We start from the raw sequence: 21,733 nt of genomic DNA, 5'->3' as shown, positions 1-21,733 counted from the left end.
TGCACACCAATCGATGCGCAGTTAGCCGATGTACCAGGCGAGCCGTGTTCCGAGCCAGCATGAGACCGCTTGAGAGTGCGCGACCAGCAATTACGGGTTATTAGAGCCCGTCGTGGTCGAGTTCGTCGTCGAGTGCAAGCTGCTCGTATCCAGCGGGTTCGCCGTGCGGATGGTCCAGGTCGCGGATGAACCCGTGGGGGTCCTTGAACTGGATCAGCGTGTCGAACCCGCTGCGGACGGCGGTGGGGATGTTGTTGTCCACGATGACGAGCTGAAAGGTCTCGTACCTCCCGCCAAGTGCCTCGCGGCGGACTTCGAAGTAGTCGATGATCCATCGATAGATCCGGGTTGCCAGATCCTGATCATGATCATTGCGCCCGAGGTTCTTCTGCGGAGAGTCGAGGATCAGCATTTGTGGAAGCTGAAACCTTGTCGGATCCTCCAACGCATACATCATCAAGGTGAGGCTGTAAGCCACTGAGACCGCAGTGCGCGAGCCGCCACCTCGCTGGTCAAAGTCCTGATCGTCGACCATCGGCAAAAGCGTGTCCCGATCCAACCGAGCGCGGCCGGTAGCCCAAGGAAGCCTGAACTCGGACACGACCCGCCCGAAGAGGTTGTTGAGTCGCTGAAGCACGTCGTCCGGCTCGTTCAACTCCGCGCCGACCCGGACTTGCTGTTCACGAGCCTGGTCTAGTTCCTCGGAGAGACGGTTGATCTCCTCCTGCCGCTCGGAGAGTCGACGGTGCGGTTCCTTAAGGCGCTCAAGCGTGGTGATCTCGCTCCTCAGCGCTTCCAGCTCGGTCGCCGCGGCAGTGATCGCGTCGACGTAAGGGGTAACGGCATCAGCGGTGTCCTCGTCCACGGCACGGCGTGCGAGGGCGAGCTGCTCGCGAGCAAGATCTGCTGCGTGGCGGGCCCTGGTGACATTCTGCTCGAGCTCTGCGACCTCGGGCACCAGACGTTCGCGAGCCCGCTGAAGCTGTTGCTTCTCCTTGTGTTGTGCCGCTCCCGGAAGTGTTTCGGTGCACAGACTGCACCGCCCGGTCGGAACCGCACGGCTGCTGAGGTCTGTTTCGCAGGCAGGGCACGCGTCGTACAGCAAAGCCAGGCGTTCACGGTCTTCCGACGAGGCAGCAGCGACTTCACCAAGTTCGGCAAGCGAAGCGTCGATCTGGGCTAACGCGGTGGCCTTCTCGCGATGTCGGCGCAACGCCCAATCGACACCGTCTTCCGCCGTGGCGAGACGTTGACGTGCCCGATCCACCTGCTGCTGACGCTGTTCGGCGAACTGTGTGGCGGCGCGGGCCCGGTCGCGCAGACTCTTGAGCCTCTGGGCGGCCTGAGTCTCGTCGTCTCGTAGCCGGTCCAGGTCGGCATCGAGCGTGCCGGAGTTGGTTTCCGGTGAGGCGTTGAGGAAGTCTCGGACCTGGTCAGCTTTGCGCTGCTTGTTGCGGATTTCGTTGTTCAGGTCGTGTATCCGGGCTCCCAGCCGCTCCGATGCCGGGTTGATCAACTCCAATAGCAGTTTGGCCACCGCCAAGCGGGCGGCGTCATCCGCGGAGGTCTGCGGCCGGATCACGAACCGGTCGATGTCTTCCTGCCGGACATGCAGGTAGGGCAGCAGGTCGGAGGCGAACGAGAGCCGCCTGTCATGGGGCAACCGAACCGACGCGAATGCATCGTCGAGACCGAGCCGCGCCAACAGCCAGTCCGACAGCTCTTGCTGGTCCCCGCTGGCGTTGATGGGCACGGTTGCGATCTCGTCGCCAGCCAAGTCTTCGACCCGGACGACTCCAAGCCGGCGACGGGAGCGGTGCAGGAACACTTCCTCGTCACCGATCTGCATCCCTGCTTTGACGGCAACCAGCTGGTCGTCGACGGCGCCCTTGAACCGCACGCTGCGTCCGAGGACAAAGTCGATGCAGTCGACCATCGAGCTCTTGCCGCGATCGATCGGTCCGATGATCCCGACCAATCGACCAGTCAGCTCGTACGGCTTCTGCCATCCTCGCCGATCTTGGATCGCGAGCGAGTTGACCCGCAGAGTTCCACCCACCTGGCCACTCCCGTCGTGCGGTTCTCCGCGCAGGAGCTTGGCGCAGGCGGTGCAGGAAGTGGGTCAAGATGTCCGGAGATCACTCCGTCGCGCCAGCAAGATCACTCGGCGAGAGCAGTCAGGCCACATCGAGTCCTCGCTCGCCTCCCGGCGCCAGTGTTTAACCGTCGCTAAAGACCCAGGCCGTTTCCGGTGCTGTGGCTGTGCGAACGGTCCTGGTCTTCTTGTTCGGCTCGGCGGCGGTCCAGTTCATGATCTTCGGCGTCCGTGCGGTGCTCGATGTGGTCGTCGCCGAGGTCTTGCCGGGCGTCGACTACCTCGTCGCGGAGCGAGTCGAGCCGGTATTGCGTGCGGGCGCGCTGTTCGGGGCTCATTGGCGGTTTCCAATCCTGAATGATCGTGCGCCAGGCGTCGGCGCGGGCGGTGTTGCCGGTGGGTTCTGGGCCCAGCGGGACTTCCGGGTTTGTGGTGCGGACGTTGTAGGTCTCGCGCCAGGCTGCGGCCAGCGCGGCGAGTTCGTCCCAGCGTCGCGCCGCGGTCGGGTCGTGTTCGGGGCGTTCGCCGAGTCCACCGGTCCATTGTGGCGGGTCAGTGGCGACATCGGTACGAAGCTCGTGTAGCCGGGTTCGGGCGGCGTCGTTGTGCTGATGCAGTTGCTCGGTGATCTCGGGGTATTGGCGGCGTAGCTGCACCGGCGGCAGGGTCATCCACGGTAGTGCTGGTTGGTCGCCGGATCCGGCATCGCGTTGTGCGGCAAGCTGATCGACCAAGTGCTGCGCGACTTCGCCCGGGTCGAGCTGGGCGTGCTGATCGAGGGTTGCGGCGGTGCGGGTGAGCGCGGTTTCGACGTTGAGGCCGTCGAGTTCGGCGGCTGCGGCGTGGCGCCATACCACTGGCCAGTCTGTCCAGCTCGGTTCGGCTCGTTCGGTGGTTGTGGTGATGAGCTGTTGCCATCGAGCGAGCTGTTCGTCGGTGGGGGCAGCGGTTGGTGCGGGTGGTTCGTGGGCGGCGAGGTGGCGTTGCAGCTGCCAGGTCAGCAGTGCTGCGGGGTCGCGGGCTCCGTGGAGGTCGGCAACCTGCGGGATCAGCCGGTCCATTTGCCATCCCGCGCGCACCGCGCCGCGAAGGGTGGTCAGTAGTGCTTCTTCTGCTGGTGCGCCAAGCGTTTGGGGCACGTGCTCGGTGAGCACGGTGTGAGCCGCGCTGTCGAGGAGTTGGCGAGCGAGGTCTTCCTGGGCATGCACGGTTTCCGACAACGGCCGTTCGGTGCGGGTCTCGGTGAGTGGATCGGTGTCGTTAAGCCCGGCGAATAGGGGTTCGCCGAATTCTGTCCGGAGACGTTCGGTGCCTGCGTTTTCGGGACTGGCGGTAGGCGCGGGGAGATCGGGGTTCCATCGGTCGATCAGCTCGTGCCAAGCACGCGCGCGCAAGCTCTGGCCGTCGGGCGGAGCGCCGAGCGGGTGGGCGGGATCGGCAGTGTCGATGCCGTAGGTTTCGCGGAACGCCGCGCCCAAACCTGCGAGTTCGTCCCACCGTGCGGCGGCCTCGTTGTCCTCGCGGGGGCGGTCGCCGAGTCCAGCGGTCCAGTGTGGAGGATCAGCGGCCACTGCGGCGCGCAGTTCGATAGTTCGGCTTTGGATCGCGGTTTGCAAGCGGTGCAGGTAGCCGATCTCATCGGCGGTGAGGCTGCTGTGGTCGGGGCGTGCGAGCCATGGCAGCGGCGGATGCCAACCGCCTCCGGCGGCATGTTGGTCGTCGCAGCCGGCGGTAACCGCGTCGTTGACGAAGGCCGCGGCAGACATCGGGTCGGCGTCCGGGCGGGTGGCCAACCCGTGTGCGGCGCGGCGCACTGCGGCGTCGGCATCGAGACCGTCGAGGGCGGCTGCGGCGGCGCGTTCCCATACCGGCATCCACTCGGGATCTTCTGGCGCAGCGGTTGAATCGTGTCGCTCGATGATGCTGCGCCAGCGGTTCAGCTGCGTGTAGGTGGGGGAGGCGGTGCGCGCGGGCGGTTGCTCGTGTTCGAGGACGTTGCCGATGCGCCAGGTCAGCAACGCGGCTGGATCGTCGGCGTCGTCGAGCGCCGAAGCCAATGCGGGGACCACCCGCTCGACTTGCCAGCCCAGGTGTTCGGCACTGCGCAGCTGCTGACGCAGAGCTCCGGCGACCGGTAGGTCTCGAAAGTCGGGGACGTGCTCCGCCAGCACCGTTTCGATGCGCTCTTCGGAACCGATGTCGGCGACGTAGGTGTGCCGGGAGACCAGGGTGTGCAGCGACTCCTCGGCACCGAGCGAACCGCGCAGTTCCTCGGTCGCGGAGGTCTCCGCTGACGACCGTTGCAACGCGGTCTCCAGGACGCCGCGCGGGGTGCTCTCCAGCGGCGTCTCTTGATGCGAATCGAGGGTGTGCTCGTGGGTTTCGACGAACAGCCGGTTCTCGCCGCGGGCACGGGTGAGCAGGGTGTAGAGCTGTTCGCGCGACAGCCCGCGGGTAACGATGCCGTGAGCGGTGTACTTGGAGGTCATGCCCTGCACGCGGTTGACCGTGGCGGCGTAGGCGAGTTCGACGTGTTCGCGCACGTACTCTGCGGGCAGCACCAATGTGCCGCCGTTGGCTTGGTGGCGCAGTCTCAGAGCGCCGTCACGGTGCACTCGCTGGACTGTCCAGGTGTCTCCATTCTTCACGAAGTCGGTGCCACGGAACAGGGTTTTCAACCTGTCGTTGTGGCGCGTGACGATCCAGTCGCCTGCGCTGGCGGCGGTGCCGTCGTGCAGCCGCACTGACTGCTGCGGGTCGACATCGCCCCGGGACAGACGCAATTCCCGGGCTTGCAGGTTGAGGTCGACGACGTCCTCGTTGGTCGGCACGATCAGCAGCGACTGGCGTCCGTTGTCCAAGTCGGATCGCCATGCGAGGTGGGCGGCTTCGCGCATCGATTCTCGCGAGCCGCCCTGCACCCAGTCGCGCTCGAAGTAGTAGTCCAACCCGGCCGGATCGGCCGAGTGCAGCAGCAGTGAGGCTTGGGCCTGCCCTCGGTCGTGGAACCGCACGACTTCGCGGAGTCGCAGCACCGAATCGGGGTTCTGGAGCGAAAACCATCGCACCGCCCCGCCTGCCTCGACAGCCGAAAGCTGGCGATCGTCGCCGACCAGGCGCACGTCCGCGCCGCGTTCCAGTGCATAGCGCGTGACCGCGTGGAGCGTGTGCGTTCCAGCCATCGCGGCCTCATCGATGATGAGAACGTCTCCGCGGGCGAAATCGAAGGACCGCTCGACGGTGCCCAGCTGCTGAGCTGTCGTGACCTGGTGCAGGGTATGCGGGCGGGCGTCGATGGCGTGCCCGAGCTCCTGGGCCGCCCGCGCCGACGGGCCGAAGGCGAAGACTCGACCCCCTGCGCTGCGCCAAGAATCGGCGAACACCCGCATCGTCGTGGTCTTGCCGGAGCCCGCTGGAGCGAGTAGTAGCTGCACCCGGCGTCCGGAGGTTGCGAAGCCGGTTACCGCAGCCTGCTGGCCGGTGTTGAGGCGCGCTTTCCGTACCGCGTTCTCGACGGTCTCCGGGGTGATGCGCTGTCCGTCGCGGCGCTGTCCCCAAGCGGCGAGCGCGGCTTCCTCACGCAGCGTCTGGTGCGTGGTCCAGCGTTGCGAGCGGTGCTCGATGAACACGCTCTCCCCGTCGGCGCGGCGCAGCGAGTCCGGTTCTTCAACCAACGCAGGTGCTTGCAGCGGCACCGTTTCCGCCTCGTCGAGCACGGTTTGCACGATTCGATCCACCAGTTGCTCGCGCTCGGCGGTGGGAACGACCAGGCGCGCGGATTGCCGGTGCGCCTCGGCGAGCAAGTTCCACTGGTTGAAGTGCGCGTAGTGCTCGGAGACCTCCGCCAAGGTCGCGGCTGCCAAGGACGGAAGGTCGACTTCGGACTGCTTCTCGCGCTGGGAGCTGAAGACCCGCTTGCCGAGCCCGGATACTGCTGCGTCGCCGATGATTTCCGCGGCTTGGGCCCGCCACCGCGCCACGTGTTGCGACAGCGACTGCGCGGGCTGCTTGGCGTGCCGTGTGGCGTACTGCGCACGGCGGCCGATCTCGAGCAGCTCCTTCGAAGTCGGCTCGCGACCGGTTTCGCGGCGGTGGTCCACGATGCCTCGTGCGCGTTCGCGCTCCACCGCGGCCGCCCGTTGGGAGAACCCGTCCAGCAGCTCCGAAGGCACACCGTCGAGCTCCCAGACGGGGCGTTTCAGGTCGATGCCGTGTTGCGGGCGTTCGCTGAAGTTCGCGCCGTGCTCCCGCATCAGGTCCCGGACGCGGGAGTTGTAGAACTCGCTGAGCGTGACCGAGGCGGCCAGCAGAGTGCGCCCGTCCAGCGATGTCCATTTCCCATCCGGGCTCTGAACCTTGGTGCTGACGGGCACGTGGGTGTGCAGGTGGGGGTCACCGCTGCGGCTGTCCCAGTGCTCGAAGAGCGTCGCGGCGATCCCGCCGGCGTTGAGCTGGGCCAGCCCACCCGCGCCTTTGCGCGTGAACGCCGCGTGCTGTTCCAGATGCTTGAGGGTGTCGCGCACGGCTTGGCGGTGTACGTCGGCGATGCGTTCTCGGGTCGGGGTGTTGCCCAAGGCCCACGCAGTGCTCACCGACTTCGGTGGCGCGAAGACGAGTTCGTACCCGGCGGTGGCCGTCTTGAGCATCCGGCGCTGCTCGGCCAGCCACGCATCCAGCTCTTCGTGGCTGCTTGGAGCTGCGCCGTGAACCTCGGTGAAGGCCCGGCCTTGTACGTCACGCCGGATGCGGGCGCGGTCGATCTCGTTGATCGGCGCGTTGGCCTTGCGCCCCCGTTCGGTGTTGTAGGCGGTGTACGCCTCGCGGATCTTCGTTCGCAGATCGTCGATGTTGCCGAATCGCGGGAACCGGTTGCCGAGCTTCGTTGCCTCCAGCGCCTTCGCGGGACTCATCCCTGCGGCGATGGCACGGGCTTCGATCCCGTCAGCGTCGGGGTGCCTTCCCTCGCCGAACAGCGCCTGCATCTGCGCGGCGGTGACCTCGCCGGTCATGCCCAGATTGGCCGCTGCCGCACCGAACCACTGGCCCGGTGGATAGCCGTGCCGGAAGTAGTAGTCCGCCAGCGTCTCACCGGCGTCCAGGTCCCGGTCACCGCAGGCGACGTTGCCGACGAGGTACTCGTGACCTCCCGGCGTGATCTTGCGGATTCCCATCATGCGAAGCACCCACGCAGGACCTGCTCGGTGACCGATTCCTGTGTTCATGCTCGCTGCAGGCCGCCGTCGCACCCGTGCGACCGCAATCGATACAGAACCGGGGAGCACTCCGAGTGCAAGAGGTGCTGTGGCCGTAGGCGCATGGCGCCGGAGGCCGGCCGACAGGCCGGTGTGGTCGGGGTGTGGTCGGCGAGGGGGGAAGGCGGCGTGCGGTGATGTTCCGGGTTCGGAGCACGGCAGGGATGCGGTGCGCGGCGGCTGAAAGTGCCATGTGTGTGCGCACCCGGCGCGCACACACAAAACGCGGGTGCCCTCCGAACTCGGAGGGCACCCGCGCAGCGAGCGGTGATCAAGCAGCGACGCGCATTGGAGCGACGTCGTCGTAAACCGCACGAGGAGCGGGCAACGCGACGGGCTCAGCAGCAGCGGCGGCACGCCGCTCGACGGGCGGAACGTTGCGACTGACCCAGTCCTCCACGATGAGCTGATCCTCACTGCGGGAGTACCGCGCCCACTCGGTTCGCAGCGCCGCAACCGGGTGCGGCGCGTTGGCGTAGCGGTAGGCGCAAACGGCGCGGATCCGGTCGGCGCGCGAAGCATCTACCGGGAGCACCTGCAAGCCGGGACGGCCGCGCTCTCGGCACTCCTCGCACAACCCGTCACGCTGGCGACGGTCGGTCTCCGACGGCTCCACGTTGCAGGACACGCACCGCCCGCGCGCCGGGTGCTTGGCCGCGTCGTCGTAGTCGAGACCGGATGCGTACACCCTGGGAGAGTCCGGACGGGCACGCGCGGTGTCTACCCGGGCAGGTTCGGCAGGCGCGTCGTCGTCGATTCCCAGTCGCGTAGCGGCGTACTTCTCCATCAGCTCGTGGGCGCGCTTGGCGCGCCTTACCTCGGTGCGGTCAGCACCCAGGCGCCGCAGGGTGCGGCCGGTGGTGAAGTCGCGCGGGGCCTCGTGCCGGTTGGCCGCGTGCCAACGCGGAACACGGTCGGCACCGTTGTGCGTGTCGAGAACCGACGTAGGGCGGTGTTGGTCCCAGTCGGCAGGCGTGCAAGCCGCGATCAGGTCGCCCACGTCGTTAGCGGCACGTTGTTGCAAGGCTTCCAGCTTCGGCCGCGCCACCTTTGCCGGGCGCTGCAGCACCCGCGCGCACTCCAGCAGCGCGGACAGCTCCCGATCGGACGGGCGCATGGAGCCGAACAGCTCTACCGCACCGCGGTAGTCACGCGCATCCAACAGCGCCGATACTTCGGTGAGTACTTCGGAAACGGGACGGAGCAACGCAGAAATATGCATGATGTGAACCCCTGTTTTGTATCCTCCGCCGGGCTTGGCCTTCCCAGCGTCGTTACAACTACCATTTTACCGTTGGGGCGCCCCGAAAGGCAACTCTATAATCCGCTATTATCGTGCTTTTTCTGAAACCTAGAACTATTGGTGTTGGCCTTGTGAGCTGTGGTGACTCGGTGATCAACCGGCGGCCGGATGGCCGGGTGGTCGCCGTTAGGCAGCATGGCTCGGGCCGCTTCTTTTGAGGGCGCAGCCCGCCCCTGCCCTTCTTTTTCCGCTGGCAGCTCAATTCCTGCCCGTAGGCGGGTCGGGTCAAGCCGCGTTAGGAAAAAAGTTTTTGGGTGGGGCTCGGGGTCCCCGCCCAAAAAGTTTTTTCCTGCGGCTTGATGCGGCCCGCCGGAGGGCTATGCTCCGCTGCCCGTCAGCGGAAAAAGACGGGCAGGTCCAGGTGAGACGGCAACACGAGCCGTCGCCGTCAGGCAGCATCACCGGGACCGCCTCAGTAGTCCGGACGTGAGTGGGCGAGGTGAGTCAGGGCCCGTAAACGCTTCCCCGCGCCGATGGTGCCGGTATGCGCGGTAACCTGACCACGCACTGCGTGCGCGGATCGAGGTGAACCCCTTCCGTGCCCGGTGCCTGGGTGGGTGCGTTCTTGGCCGAGCCGTCCTCGCGGCGGTAAGCCTCTCGAGGCTTGCGCGCCCTGCCCGCCGGGGGTGTGTCGGCGCAACGCCGGACACACCCCCGGATCTTCTAGACGCGGCGCGGGAGCATCGCTCCGCGTTCGCGCCAACCCGGCCGCCGTAGAGCATTCGCCGGAGACCGACACCTTGCTCGACAGCGTTCCTAGCCTGGCCACACCAACGCACCGAAACTCCTGTCGAGAAGGGATGACCGAGATGACCGACAACGCGACCAAGAGGATGCACCGACCCCGTCGATCCACCAAGATCAGCCAGCAACTGGAAGCGGCGCGGCGCCGCAACGCTGAGCAACTCGCCGAACAGCGCCGCCGCGAACAGGAAGTCGACGCGGCTCTGGCCGAATACGTCGAGGCCGGCGAGGACATCGCCACCGCGGAGCAGACGGCCGAGAACAAGATCAACACACTGCAGCACAAGATCGACAGTGTGCGCGACGACCTATGTGCTTCCACTGCGGCTGCGCATGATCGACAAGCGCAGGCGGCGCTGCGGATCCACCAGGCCGGCGGCCGTACCGTCGAGCAGATCTCCCAGCTGCTGGAGATCGACTCGGTCAAGGAAACCCGCCGAATCTTGGCCGTAGCTCGCACTGGAGGCGAACCGTCCGAAGACCGCTCGAGTGTGCAGCCTCCGCCGGAGCAGAAGGCGAAACGGCATCTCGACGGCCAGCAGCACGAGCCGACGTTGACCGACGGCGAACCAACTCGCTCGTCCTGGTTGGACCTGCCGTAGCGGTCGTTGCAGAACTCTCGGAAGGACAAAGCCTCTGTTGAACGGAGGCCGTGCAGCGCCTCAGTACAGCTGGCCTGGGCGAAGCTGCTGTCGGAGCAGTTCGGTCTCCCGGCGGTAGCCCCGAATCCACAGCGTCGTGGTGATCGCCGCGCCAGCCAGTACAGCTGGGACAGCTATCCCGAGGTGTGGCTCCGCAGTCGCCAAGCCGTTCGTGGCAAGGGGGACCGCGATCGCGCCGGTGATCGTTCCGAGCAGGCGTCGTCGCCGAGCACTGGGAACTAGCCAAAGCCGGGTGAGAGTCGCGGCGACGAGGCCGACAAGTGCGCCGAGCGCGACCAGTACCGGCGTGGCAAGGAGCCAGTCCCCGGTGACCGGCACCCAGCCGAACAGGAGATGCAGAGCGCCCATGATCGCGCACCCGAGCAGGACGCCGATCCCGGCGGCGCCGCTGATGCGCAGAAATACGACGTAGGACCGGAAACGCATGTCGGGAGGGTAGCGAGACCGTCCGACATCTCCCGAACGGCGATGTGGTTGAGTCGATGCGAAGTGCGAGTGGTGGGGACCTACCTTCACGGGTGCAGCGCTCCTTCGGAGAACCTGGCCCGGGTGGATACCGCGGGGTTCGGGCCGGATACCCGGTTGGGACGCATAAGCAGCAGTGCCACGGACGGAGCGGGGGCGGCGGTCGTTCGACTCGGCCAGATGGTCACGATCTCTCCGGGCCCGGGGCAACTCAGCTATGCGCGCAGTGCAGCGCGCCGTTGGTGGCACGAGTGTCGTGGCGGACAAGCTCGCTGTGCAGGTTGGCGCCATAGACGGCGGCAACGTGCTCGGCCAGCCAATCTTCCACGTCGCCGAGCATCCGACGTAGCCAGCAGGCGGCTCGGAACCAGTACGACGGAGGCGGTGTCGGGATCAGTACGCCATCGTCCCAGGGAAACAGGAGGTCGCCGAGTTTGTCGGCGACCCAGTCTGCGAAACGCGTGCGATACACCGGGTACCGGTTCGCGGTGGCATAGGCGAGAGCCACGAGATCCGTCTCGGGCACGGGCGTTTCGACCTCGTCGACGATGTTGAACCCAGTCAACTCACCGAGGAAGCCACGGGTCGCCTTCCGGATCAGTTCAAGTGCCTGAAACTGATCCACTCCTATATGGATGGTCCGCCATACAACGTCTGGATCAGGGCGGAGCGTGTTCTCGTAGCGGGTGATTGCGACCTGAAAGGGCATCGTTGCCTCCTGGCGGGAAGCGCATGGCGTCGGGCGGAAGCGAGCAAATGCGCTGGTATCGGCCGGGGTAGCTGGGTGAGTGCCTCGCGGTTAGAACGGCGCCTCGTGTGCCTGCTCGCCCGAGCCCTCCGACGCGGGTACGACCCACGGGTCATCGCCGGGTGCGGTGCTCCCGGCGAAGCCGTTCGAGCTGCGGCTGACCTTGTTCACCTTGGCCGTGGCGTACCGCAGGGACGCAGCGACCTCGTCGGCTTCCATCTGGACGACGCTGCGCTTCTCGCCCTCCTTCGTCTCGAACGAGCGCTGCCGCAGCCGGCCCTGGACCATCACCCGCATGCCGCGGGTCAGGGTCTCGGCGACGTTTTCGGCGGCCTGGCGCCAGATGCTGCAGCGCAAGAACAGCGTTTCCTGGTCCTTCCACTCGCCGGTCTGGCGGTCGAACGTCCGCGGCGTGGACGCCACGGTGAAGTTCACGACCGGCGTTCCTGACGAGGTGAAGCGCAGATCGGGATCGGCGGTGAGGTTGCCGACGATGGTGATCACGGTTTCGGCGGACATAGGTGCCTCCTCAAAGGACAGTCAAGAACACGTGGATGCGCCCCGCAGGTCGAATGCGCGAGCAGATTCGCCCGGTATGGCCGAACGTCTCGGGCAACCGGTACGTGGTCGATCGCGTAGATCAGGAAGTTCGTACGGAGCGAGGAAGTAGGGTGCGCGGGCGCTGGATGCCGTAGACCAGCCCGTCTTCGACCGTGCGGTGGATTTCGCGAGCGGGGAAGTCGTCGCCGAGACCCGCTGCTGCGTTGTGCAGTGCGATACGGGCGTGGTCGTAATCGAGAACCTCGGCACCGACCAGGGTGCCGAGCGAGATCGCCGCGTGAAGCAACGTCGTGTGCCGGGTTCCGGACGGGGCGGTGGCCACAGCGCTGGACTCCGCGGTGACGGCAGCCTCGATATAAGCGTCCAGGTGGCCAGCGTCGATTGTGACCGGTGACGGCTCCGGAGCGGGCGGCGGCGTCAGCGCGGCTACGAGCCATTGCGGCAGCGGAGCGATCGGTTGACGGCGTAGCACCCGGTAAGCCCCTCCAGCACGGATAGAGCCGGGTGCGACGACGAAACCGCCGTCGCCGCGGGTGTCGATCCGCCAGCCCAGCCGTCCGACCGAGGACCGCAGTGTGGGAGTTTCCGGCGCCTGGAAGTACAAGTGGTAGCCGGTCGGCGTGGCTACCGTGTAGGTCCCGTCAGGGAATGGCTCTCCGTTCGCGGCGGCGAGACGGGCCAGCACGTCGTAGCCGTGCTTGGCTCCTTCCCACTGCGGCGGCGCACGGTGCCCGTCGGCGTCGTCCAAATCGATCACTAGCAGGCGCGAAGGTCCGCAGGCGATTCCGATGTTGTACGGGGTAGCCGACCATTGGTCGCGGATCCACTGCGAATCGGTCGTAGCGGCCGATTCCCAGCCTTCGAATACGGGCCGCTTCGACCGCGGCCACAGCGGGAACACGGCGTGCCCGGCGGAGGCGGCGGTCAGGGCGGCCCGCATCAAGGGCGGCAAGCTGCCAGGATCGGTGAGCGACGTGTTCGGCATGGGCACACTCATCAGCGCGGCTCCTGGTTCATCTCGACGGTAAGACCGATGTCGCCCGGAATCGGTGCCATGTCGTGTACTTCGGTTGAACCGCTGGTCCCCGCACGATCGTGTGCGGGGACCAGCGAAGGCGTGCTCACGAAGCGAGGTCGTCGTCGAGCCAGGAGTCGGCGTGCGACTCCAAGGCTTCGTTCTCGATCCCGGACTGACCGTCCGAGTGCTCGGTCGGCTTGTCCTCCGTGGTGACCAGCGTTTCGACCGGCGCGGCCTCGTAGCCCCACTTCTGGATCTGCGCGAAGTACTTGCGCTGAAGGTCAGTGGGGTCTTCCCACGTATGGCGCCGGTCGGTGCTGGCCTCGATGGCGGCCATGGCCAGCACTGCCGTGATCACATTCGCCCGGGAGGGAGTGCTCTGCGACGCTGCTTCCGCGATTGATCCGTGTTCGCCGGAAAACCCGAGCATCTCGGCTGCGAGGGCGTGCCCGCTTTCCAGCGCTTTGCGCAGGCAGTGATCGCCACTCGACCAGATCTGTGCAGTCCACACTGGAGTGTCTTTCGGAGCTGACTTCCTTGCGGCGAACTTGCGCAGCCAGTCCCGCCGCACGGTCGTAGCTGAGTCCCATTCCTTCCCTCGGGCGATGACACTACGGCGGTATGCCTTGTCGGCCTCGCTCATCGGGCCGCCGGGACTGCGCTCGCTGGTGAGCGACCCGGTGGTCTGCCCGGTGCCGGCCCAGCGCTCGGCGTGCCCATGGTCGAGATAGGCCGTGCAGACTCCGCTTGCGTTGACGTGGCCGGAATTCCGGTCGTAACTCAAGGACACGGCGTGTCCGGGGCATTCGGCGTGGGCGCCGTCGGTGAGTTCGGTGCCTGGCTCGTCGTCCGGGCTCGGCCGCAGGTTGGTGAGTCGCCGCATGTCACCTTGCCCGAAGTAGGGAAGGTCGACGACGCGGACGCCTTGGCTGGCGAGCGCGTTGGCTTCGGCGGCGACAGCGGCTTCTTCGGCGCGCTGGTCGCGCCAGCGCTGGGCGACGTGCGGAAGCTGTGGCGGGCGCAGGGTGGCGGTATCCCGCAACTCGGCTTGAGCCTCGTCGTCGCCGTCGAACTCGGCGAGGACACCGGCCTGCATCAGGTCGAGCCCCGACTGGCTCACCGCCTCGGACGCTACGGACGAGCGCGCGATCGTGGCGGTGTTCTCCGACCGCTTGCGCGAAATCGATCGTTTCGTCGCGATCTGGCGCGCGGACAGGCCAAGGTCGAGCAGTTCCTGGGTGGCACCGAGCTCGTCACGTTCGCTGAGCGAGTCCCGGTGCTCGTTTTCCCCGAGTTGGTCGACGATCCTGTCAATGGTGGCCTGGTCGTCTTCGTCCGGGTCCTGGGCACCGGTGAGCAGAACGGGGACCACTGCCCGCTGTGCCTCAATGGCGCCGAGGGCGCGCCGCTGGCCCTTGCGAACGACCAACTCACCGTCCGCTCCACGGCGGGCCGTGATGGGCTCCTGCACCCCGCGCCGCCTGATGTCGGCGACGAAATGCCGGTCGAGGTGGACCTCTTTCCGTGCGTTGACTCCGATGATCAAGTCGTGAGGGTCTACCCACAGCAGGCAGAAGTCGGGCTCGGCGGCGTCCGCTGCGTCGTAACCGTCGGTGTCCTCTTCTGCATCAGCCGAAATGTCCTTAATGGACTCATCAGTAGTCAAGGAATTCTCCTTCCTGGAAAGCAAAAAGCCGCACCCCGTCCTGGGATGCGGCGACAGACGGCGCACTACCGGCGCGCGTGCGGATCAGTCCAGCTGCAGGTCAGGCTTACTGGCAACGTCGTCGATGATCCTGCGCAGCTCTTGCGGCGGGAACTGCAGCACCTGGTCCAGCATGATCGCGAGCGGATGCGTGGGCGAGGCGGCGAGCGCTCGCTCCACGGCGATGTTGGCCAAACCACCGTCGCCGCGCAGCTGGGCGCCGGCCGCGGACAGGACGGCTACGTTGGGCACATAAGCGTCCGGAGCCTTCCGCAAGAGGATCGTCCACAGTTGCGCCGACACCGTGTCGTGGATGGTGAACATCAAGTCCCGTACGCGAACATCCCCGTTAAGAGCTCCGAGCGCGGCCACGATCTGGTCGGTCTCGAGCGGCTCGCCGGCCCGCAAGCGCTCCATCGCGTTGAAAACCGGAGCGGCTGCTTCGCGCAGCGATTCGGCGGGCCCAGTTCGGAATAGCCACTCCTCCAGCTGACGCTGCACCTCATCGCGCTCGGCGTCCGAGGCGGGCGCGATCGTCTCCGCGATCTCTTCCCGGCTGCCGTAGGTGTGGAAACCAGCGGCGGCGGTCGCCGCGGCCAGCGGTGACGCACTGGTGTCGTGCACGTAGCCCGCGCAGGCGGCGTCTTGGTAACAGATCCACTTGTTTCCTGCGCGGAGCGCGGGTGTCCACATCGCGTGCAGCTCGATGCCGTGCCAGTGGGAGTCGGCTTCCAGCGCGTCGATGAGCCCGCGCTGTTCTCCCTGGTCGCTACCGACCACCAGCGCGATGACGAACTCGGCCTGAACCTTGCTGAACACCTGCGGCACGAGGTAGGCAACCAACGCCTGGCAGTTCTCGGCAGGCGGCAGATCGGTCCGCACCGTCACTGGCGCCGAGGCTGGGTTTTCCCCGGCGTGCTCGAAGCAGAGGAGTACGAGCGAGTCGGCGGGGACGAACCCGAGCAAGTTGGGGACTTCGCTGATCAGGGAGTCGAGCCCGTAGATCCGGGTCGTGTTGTCGTCGAATGTGGACAAGGCGGATTCCTTCCATGTCGGGCTGGGACGAATTGGGTTTGAAAGCGGTGTGCCCAGCGGTACGAACGCAGAGCCCGTTGACGCTCGGCGGAGTACCTCGAGCCGCAGGGCGTTTTCAGCGCGGGAGAGCGGTTCAGCCCGCCTGCGCCGGTGGGGGAGAAGCCGCCGTGAGCGAAGATGCCCGGACCAGGTCCGTTTCGGCTGGGCAGGAAGGAAACCCGTCTATGTGGACGAAGACGGGCGGTTCTGGGCGGAACTTCGCGATACGCCCACAATGCGGACACGGGCCGGGCGGCGGAGACGGTGCTTCGGGAGCAGCCAACGCTCCTCCTCATGAGATCGCGGTCAATGCCGGGCCGTTGGCGTATGGCCCCAGGACTTCGCTTCGTTCACAGCTCGGAGCCGTGGTGCAGCGGCGTCGTGCCCCGCGTAGCCCGGTGGACCAGCACGGGTGGGTCGATCGACTGCCACCCGGCTTGCTCGACAGCCCAATAGCGCTGATCGACCGCGATCACGTCACCAACCGCCAGCGGCCGGTTGCCGCGACGCCGGTAGTCGGCGACCCGCTGGTGCAACTCCGGCGACACGTCACCGGCGTAAGCGGCGCCGAGAGTGAAAGCCAGGAGCGCTTGCCGAAGAAGCACCTGAGCCTCGGTGATCCCCGGCGAGATGACGCTGTAGTTGTCGACCTCGACCACCTCATCGGAGCCGTCGTAGCTCACACCCGGTGCCGAGCTGACGTTGTGGAAGATCCGGAGGTGATACGTCTGCGACCCGGCATCGACAGGGGCGTCGTCTTGCAACGAGCGCGCGAGCAGGCCGGCCTGAAGGTGAGCGACAGCGGCGACGAGCTTGTTCGCAACCTCGGCGTCGTCGAAGTGATGCGCACGGTTCAAGAACTCCATACCGCGCGCGATGTGATCCTGCGGAGAGCCCAGATCGTCGCGATCGGGAATCAATCCATAGATACTCACCAAAATCTCCTTTGTTCAGCTGATAAACCTCAGTTGCTCGCCTTACCGCTGGCTGGGCGCGTAACGGCACGCGACTTCTTCGCCGTGATGCCATCCCGCGCAGGTGATGTCCGTGAGCGTCCGGTCACCGACTGCGGCTTTGCGGCGCGCAACGGATTCCAGGTCATCAATCCTGGAACCCTCCAGCGCTTCGTGATGAGTGCCTGACTCCCAGAACATGGGCTTGTCCGGAAAGGCCATCGCCCACATACGGCAGTACAGCCCGGAAGCGGCAGAGCTAAGCGGGGCGACCTGGCTGATAGCGCACAGCAAGCAGCACACCTCCGAGGCTGTGCCCAGCCTGGTGTCTCCGTCACCCGCGACTCGCTCCAGTAGCTCGGCGGCGTGGGACCGATACACGAACTCGGTGGACAGCAGCTCGCTGCTCGGCCGGAGCAACGAGAAGCTGTGATACAGCGTGTCCGCCATGCCGGGATTGCTATTCCTGGCGGATTCGATCTCCTCTTCCGCCCAGTCCATGGTTTCGAGTGCCTCGTTGACGCTATTCTTGGTGTCCTGTAGGAGTCTGGAGATGGACCGCTCTGTTTTATGGCGTACTTCTCCGTAAAGCATGTTTCTCTCCCGGATAAAGAGGCGAACGATGAGCGCGCGTCGAATTTGCGTCGAGCGGATAGATGGACTGCGCCGCGGTGTTGCCCTCGGTTGCCCTCAGCGCGGTCAGGAGCGCTGGGGTTTGAGGAAGCCAGCCGGAGACGGTGGGTGGTGGCGGATGTCGTTACGTGGAGGTCGCCCTGCGAGAGGCCCGACGGTCGCCGACATCGGCGGCCTTGCTGGGCGAGAAGAGCCCGGCCGTTGTGTGAAAACGCTGTGCGCGTCGGGGCGCGCGCGAGATGATCAGCGGGTGGTGTCGAACTCGGCGTCCGGGACGTTTCATGCCGCGCTGGTGCAGGCCGGGACCGTGCACGGGGGAGTCCACGTGCACGGGCAGGGGCTTGTGCGCAGCCACTATCGCCATCTTGTCGAGCAGCGCTTCGCGCCGGCCGAGCTCGTCGGCCGGGCGCGGGAGTTAGCTGAACTGGCCGATTTCTGCACCGCTGCGGATGTGTCGAGCCGGTACATGTGGTGGCGCGCTGAGATGTGGGCGGGCAAGACTGCTCTGCTGGCCACGTTCGTACTCGATCCGCCTGCCGGGGTTCGGGTGGTGTCGTTCTTCGTCACCGCCACCAGGGCAGGGCATAGTGATCGGCAAGCGTTCGTGGAGGTCGTGCTAGAGCAGCTGTGGGAGCTGATCGAGCAGCCTGCACCGCCGGATATGGGCTCAGCTAATAGGGAGGGACACCTACTGGGCTTGTGGGAGCAGGCCGAACGTGTCTGCCGACAGCGCGGAGAACGCCTCGTGCTTGTCGTTGATGGGCTTGACGAGGACCGCGGCTGGGACGCTTCCCCGGAAGCGCGCAGCATCGCTGCGATGCTGCCCAATTCAATTCCAGGTTCGATGCGAGTGATCGTCTCCGGTCGACACCACCCGCCCGTACCCAATGATGTGCCCGATGAGCATCCGTTAAAGAGTCCGCAGATCGTACGGTCGCTGGTCCCGTCGCCAGCTGCTAGCGCAGTGAGGAAGGACATGGAACGTGACCTGAAGCGGTTGCTCGGTGGCAGCCCGTTGCAACGGGATCTGCTCGGGTTGCTGACCGCGGCGGGAGGAGAGCTGTCCATATTGGACCTTGCCGAACTGGCCGAGGTCTCTCCCTGGCAAATCGAGGACCGCCTACACAGTGCTGACGGGCGCAACTTCGAGGCTGCCGGCCCGCACCACGATCACTCCAACCGCACCGTGGTGCTTGCGCACTACGGACTTCAAACGCTGGCGCGGTCCATGCTGGAACCGCAGCTGAGCAGCTACCGCGACCGCCTGCACGCCTGGGCCCAGGGTTACGCCGAACAGCGTTGGCCCGCCTCGAGCCCGGACTGGCTGTTCGCTGGCTATTTCAGAATGCTCCTGGAATCCGGCGATCTCGACCGAATCCTCGCCTGTGCGACCGATTCCCGGCGGCATCGCGCGTGGCGGTTCCGTACCGGCGCCGACAGCGCGGCACTGACTGAGATCAGCACGGCCCAGACTGTCGTGCGTCACCATCGGCCTGAGCCCGATCTAGTCGCACTGGCACGGTTGGCGGTCCATCGCGTGCACCTGCGGCGCGCTGTGCACCGCATTCCGCCGACCCTGCCGGCCGGCTGGGCCCGTCTCGGCCAGGTCGACCGTGCTGAGGCCATGCTCGATGCGATCACCGATCCGATCGACCGCATCGACGCCACGCTGAACGTCGCGCGCGTCTGCCACAACGACGAGGACTGGCACCGGGCGTTGGCGTTGCTCGAGCAGGCCGACGCCTACGCGCGAGTTTTCGACCAGTCCGTTAGTGCCCGGCCAGTCGCGTCAGTCGCCCCTTATTGGGCACGCGTTGGCCAGCACGAGCGTGCGCACGGTCTCGTGGCCTGTATTGCAGATCCGCGCGAGAAAACCCAAGCGCTGGCGGCGATGGCACGCCAAGCCGCCAGCACCGGTGACCACGATCGGGCCGCTGTTCTGCTGGCGCAGGCGGAAGAAACGTTCAGCGAGGGCGGCGGCACCCTGCCCGGCCCTGCATTGAGTGCCATCGCCGTAGCCGCGTGGCAAGTCGGCCAACGCGACCGCGCTCACCAGGCGCTCGCGGCCGCCGAGCGAACACTGTTGCGCGAGGACGCCCTTTTCGTCGATGTGCAAGCCGACTCCATCGCGCGGGACGCGGCCCTGATCGACGACACGGACGCGGCGTTGCGGGTCGTGGCGATGATCAGCAAGATCGGGTCTCGTGAGAGCCTGATGCACCAGATCGTGGAGATCATCGCCGCACGGGACGGTGAGAAGGCCGAGGAAATGGCCCGGGCCATCGACGACCCGGCGTCGTTATGCCAGCGGCTGGCTGCCGTCGCTGAACACACCCGCGACCGGGAACGCGCCGACCGGCTGATCGCCGAAGCCGATTCTCTCGTCGCAGAATGCTCACCTTCTGCTCGACCGCGGGCACAGATCGCGGTTGCTCAGGCCGCCGCGGTTGCCGGTGACCTCGACCGTGCGCTGGAACTGGCTCGGGCCTATGCCGAGCACGGCACCGACGCGGACGCGGTGCTGGGCATCGCTCAAGCCGCTGTGGCCGCCGATGCTTTTGAACAGGGCGCTGACATGATCGCCTTGGCCGAGTATGTCGCCCGCGCCGCAACGGCGCCGGACGACGAACGCCGCTTGCTGCTGTGGATCCGAGCGATGGGTGATGCCGACGATCTCGATCGTGCCGAACGCTGGGCCGCCTCGTTCCACGATGACCAGGCCCGTTCGGCGGCATGGGCGTTGATCGCTGAGGCCGCACTGGCGGCAGGACAGCTCAAGCGAGCCGACCAGGCGCTGACGGAGGTGGCCGACCCCGCCCTACAGCGTCGAGCACGTCTTGATGTTATCCGCGGCCTCGTCATCCACGGCCAGAGCACGCGGGCGGTCACCCTCGCACGCGGCGCGGCCGATCCCGCTCACCGCGTCCGTGCGATCCTCGTGATCGCGGAGCACGGCCCCGATTCCAACTTGCTCGATGAAGCCGCCGACAGCGCGGAACTCGTGGATGACCCCGACGAACGGATGCGGGCGTTGCTGGCCATCATCGAGACGTCCGCACGTCTATACCTGCGGGACCGCACCAGCAGACTGCTGGCCAGACTGCGCACGTGGGCTGAAGAGATCGCCGAATCGGAACAGGGACGTCAGGACCCGATGCGCACTCGCGACATTCTGCGGGTGTGCCGGCTCCCGATGCGTACCCTCACCGAGATCGCCGAGGCTGCTGCACTGCTGAAACACAAGCCCGCCAGCCTGTTCCAGGCACACCAGGATCTACTGCTGACCCTCGTGCCCGCCGACCGCAGCAGGTTCGACACCACCGCACCGCCCCGTAATGCCGATCTCGCCGTGCGGCTGTGCCGGCAGGATTGGTGCTATGCCGTCGATGAGCTTCTGACCAGGTTCCCGGAGGCGTACTCGGCGATCACCGCTGAGCTGGATGCACTGACCCAGTAACTGGCCGGAGCATCTCCAGTGAGTCGGTGCTGGGCCCACGAAAGTCTTCGACCTGCTGGGCACGACCTCCAGCCGGCGATAGTGGCCGCCTCTCCCGGGTGTTGCCTGCTCAAGGCGCGGCGAGCGGACTAACAGGCCCTGGCCCCGCGCAGGTACCTGGTGCGAGGAACAACCGACGCGCGGTAACCAGCGACGGTAGGAATGCACTGAAGGGGCCATCTCACCAGGTCGGGAACACCCCACGTGATCGTCTGCGAGGCTCATCGAGTGATCTCTGTGCTGATGTCCCACAGGAGCTTTCGCACCTACTACACAGGATTTGTGCGAGAAGACGAGGCATCCCGGTTCCCGCGCGGCTTTCGTTCCCTGGTGCCTGCCCCGGCTTGGGCGGCGTTGGCGCAACGCGGTGTTCGCAGTCGGCACCGTGGCGGTGAGCAGCTGCTACGCCAGGGGGATTTCGGTGGCTGGGTGTTGTTGTGCTTGTCCGGCCGTCTCAAGGTGGTCTACTCCGAGCCCGACGGGCGCGAAGTCCTGCTCGCGGTTCGCGGGCCTGGTGACGTGCTAGGGGAGTTTTCCGGACGAGACGGGCAACCGCGGTCGGCCACCGTGCAGGCGGTCGAGCCCGGCATCACCTCGAAGCTCTCGGACGAGCGGTTCCGCGAGCTGGTGGCGCAGTTGGGGGTAGGCGAACAGCTCAACGCCTACATCCTGGGCAAGATGCGGGAGAGTGCATCGCACGCTTGGCAGCTCGCGTACCGCACCACCGCTACTCGCCTCGCGGAGCTGATCGGAGACCTCATCGAGGCAGCCGGGCCGGATCATTCGTACCCGCGCACCATCGCGATGTCCCAGGAGGAACTCGCGTCAGCGCTCGGGCTCGCCCGGTCGGCGATCACACCGGTGCTCGCGGCGTGGAAGGCCGCGGGACTCATCCGCACCGGCAGAGGCAAGTTGCAAGTTGTCGATCTCGCGAAGATCAAGACCACCGATGTGTCCAGTACTGGACAGAACAGTGAGTGACCACCCGGCAGCTTGGATCCCGCCAACGCACAACAGCTTTGAG

General features: G+C 66.4%; 14 protein-coding genes. 3 read left to right on the top strand and 11 right to left on the bottom strand.

Annotated elements, in window-relative coordinates; all coding sequences use genetic code 11:
• Nucleotides 1-100: 100 nt before the first annotated feature.
• The 3 genes from V1457_RS22990 to V1457_RS22980 all read right to left on the bottom strand — a co-directional run bounded on the left by V1457_RS22990 (nt 101) and on the right by V1457_RS22980 (nt 8,554).
• The gene (locus V1457_RS22990; RefSeq protein ID WP_338596721.1) at nt 101-2,059 is read right to left on the bottom strand and encodes a hypothetical protein; all 1,959 of its coding nucleotides are present in this window, start codon (nt 2,057-2,059) and stop codon (nt 101-103) included.
• Between the two features lie 170 nt (nt 2,060-2,229).
• Nucleotides 2,230-7,269 carry a MobF family relaxase gene (gene mobF / locus V1457_RS22985; RefSeq protein WP_338596720.1) on the bottom strand — a complete coding sequence of 1,680 codons (5,040 nt, stop codon included), beginning with the start codon at nt 7,267-7,269 and terminating at the stop codon, nt 2,230-2,232.
• 349 nt (nt 7,270-7,618) lie between these two features.
• A complete protein-coding gene (locus V1457_RS22980; RefSeq protein ID WP_338596718.1) occupies nt 7,619-8,554 on the bottom strand; it encodes a hypothetical protein in 936 nt (311 codons plus the stop codon).
• Between the two features lie 836 nt (nt 8,555-9,390).
• On the opposite strand from V1457_RS22980, the gene V1457_RS22975 reads away from it, so the two are divergent.
• Nucleotides 9,391-9,996 carry a hypothetical protein gene (locus tag V1457_RS22975; RefSeq protein ID WP_338596716.1) on the top strand — a complete coding sequence of 202 codons (606 nt, stop codon included), beginning with the start codon at nt 9,391-9,393 and terminating at the stop codon, nt 9,994-9,996.
• A gap of 60 nt (nt 9,997-10,056) precedes the next feature.
• On the opposite strand, the gene V1457_RS22970 is transcribed toward V1457_RS22975, so the two are convergent.
• The 8 genes from V1457_RS22970 to V1457_RS22935 all read right to left on the bottom strand — a co-directional run bounded on the left by V1457_RS22970 (nt 10,057) and on the right by V1457_RS22935 (nt 17,174).
• Nucleotides 10,057-10,482, bottom strand: coding sequence for a hypothetical protein (locus V1457_RS22970; RefSeq protein ID WP_338596714.1), 426 nt, complete (start codon nt 10,480-10,482; stop codon nt 10,057-10,059).
• A 250-nt stretch (nt 10,483-10,732) separates the two neighbouring features.
• Complete coding sequence (locus V1457_RS22965; RefSeq protein ID WP_338596713.1) at nt 10,733-11,230, bottom strand: hypothetical protein; 498 nt, start codon at nt 11,228-11,230, stop codon at nt 10,733-10,735.
• A 90-nt stretch (nt 11,231-11,320) separates the two neighbouring features.
• Nucleotides 11,321-11,788, bottom strand: coding sequence for a single-stranded DNA-binding protein (locus tag V1457_RS22960; protein WP_338596712.1), 468 nt, complete (start codon nt 11,786-11,788; stop codon nt 11,321-11,323).
• 121 nt (nt 11,789-11,909) lie between these two features.
• Nucleotides 11,910-12,815, bottom strand: coding sequence for a bifunctional DNA primase/polymerase (locus V1457_RS22955; RefSeq protein ID WP_338596710.1), 906 nt, complete (start codon nt 12,813-12,815; stop codon nt 11,910-11,912).
• A 136-nt stretch (nt 12,816-12,951) separates the two neighbouring features.
• Complete coding sequence (locus V1457_RS22950; protein ID WP_338596709.1) at nt 12,952-14,514, bottom strand: hypothetical protein; 1,563 nt, start codon at nt 14,512-14,514, stop codon at nt 12,952-12,954.
• An 84-nt stretch (nt 14,515-14,598) separates the two neighbouring features.
• On the bottom strand, nt 14,599-15,588 hold the full coding sequence (locus tag V1457_RS22945) for a DUF4192 domain-containing protein (RefSeq protein ID WP_338596707.1): 990 nt from the start codon (nt 15,586-15,588) through the stop codon (nt 14,599-14,601).
• Between the two features lie 389 nt (nt 15,589-15,977).
• Nucleotides 15,978-16,562: a hypothetical protein gene (locus V1457_RS22940; RefSeq protein ID WP_338596705.1), complete on the bottom strand. Its 585-nt coding sequence runs from the start codon at nt 16,560-16,562 to the stop codon at nt 15,978-15,980.
• A gap of 42 nt (nt 16,563-16,604) precedes the next feature.
• A complete protein-coding gene (locus tag V1457_RS22935) occupies nt 16,605-17,174 on the bottom strand; it encodes a hypothetical protein (RefSeq protein ID WP_338596702.1) in 570 nt (189 codons plus the stop codon).
• A 289-nt stretch (nt 17,175-17,463) separates the two neighbouring features.
• On the opposite strand from V1457_RS22935, the gene V1457_RS22930 reads away from it, so the two are divergent.
• A complete protein-coding gene (locus V1457_RS22930; RefSeq protein ID WP_338596700.1) occupies nt 17,464-20,670 on the top strand; it encodes a hypothetical protein in 3,207 nt (1,068 codons plus the stop codon).
• Nucleotides 20,671-20,913: 243 nt separating this feature from the next.
• Complete coding sequence (locus V1457_RS22925) at nt 20,914-21,690, top strand: Crp/Fnr family transcriptional regulator (protein WP_338596699.1); 777 nt, start codon at nt 20,914-20,916, stop codon at nt 21,688-21,690.
• Nucleotides 21,691-21,733 lie beyond the last annotated feature (43 nt).

The organism is Saccharopolyspora sp. SCSIO 74807 (assembly GCF_037023755.1).
Lineage (GTDB): Bacteria > Actinomycetota > Actinomycetes > Mycobacteriales > Pseudonocardiaceae > Saccharopolyspora_C > Saccharopolyspora_C galaxeae.
Note: the sequence above shows the minus strand (reverse complement) of the source record. Positions and strands in the feature narration are given on the sequence as shown.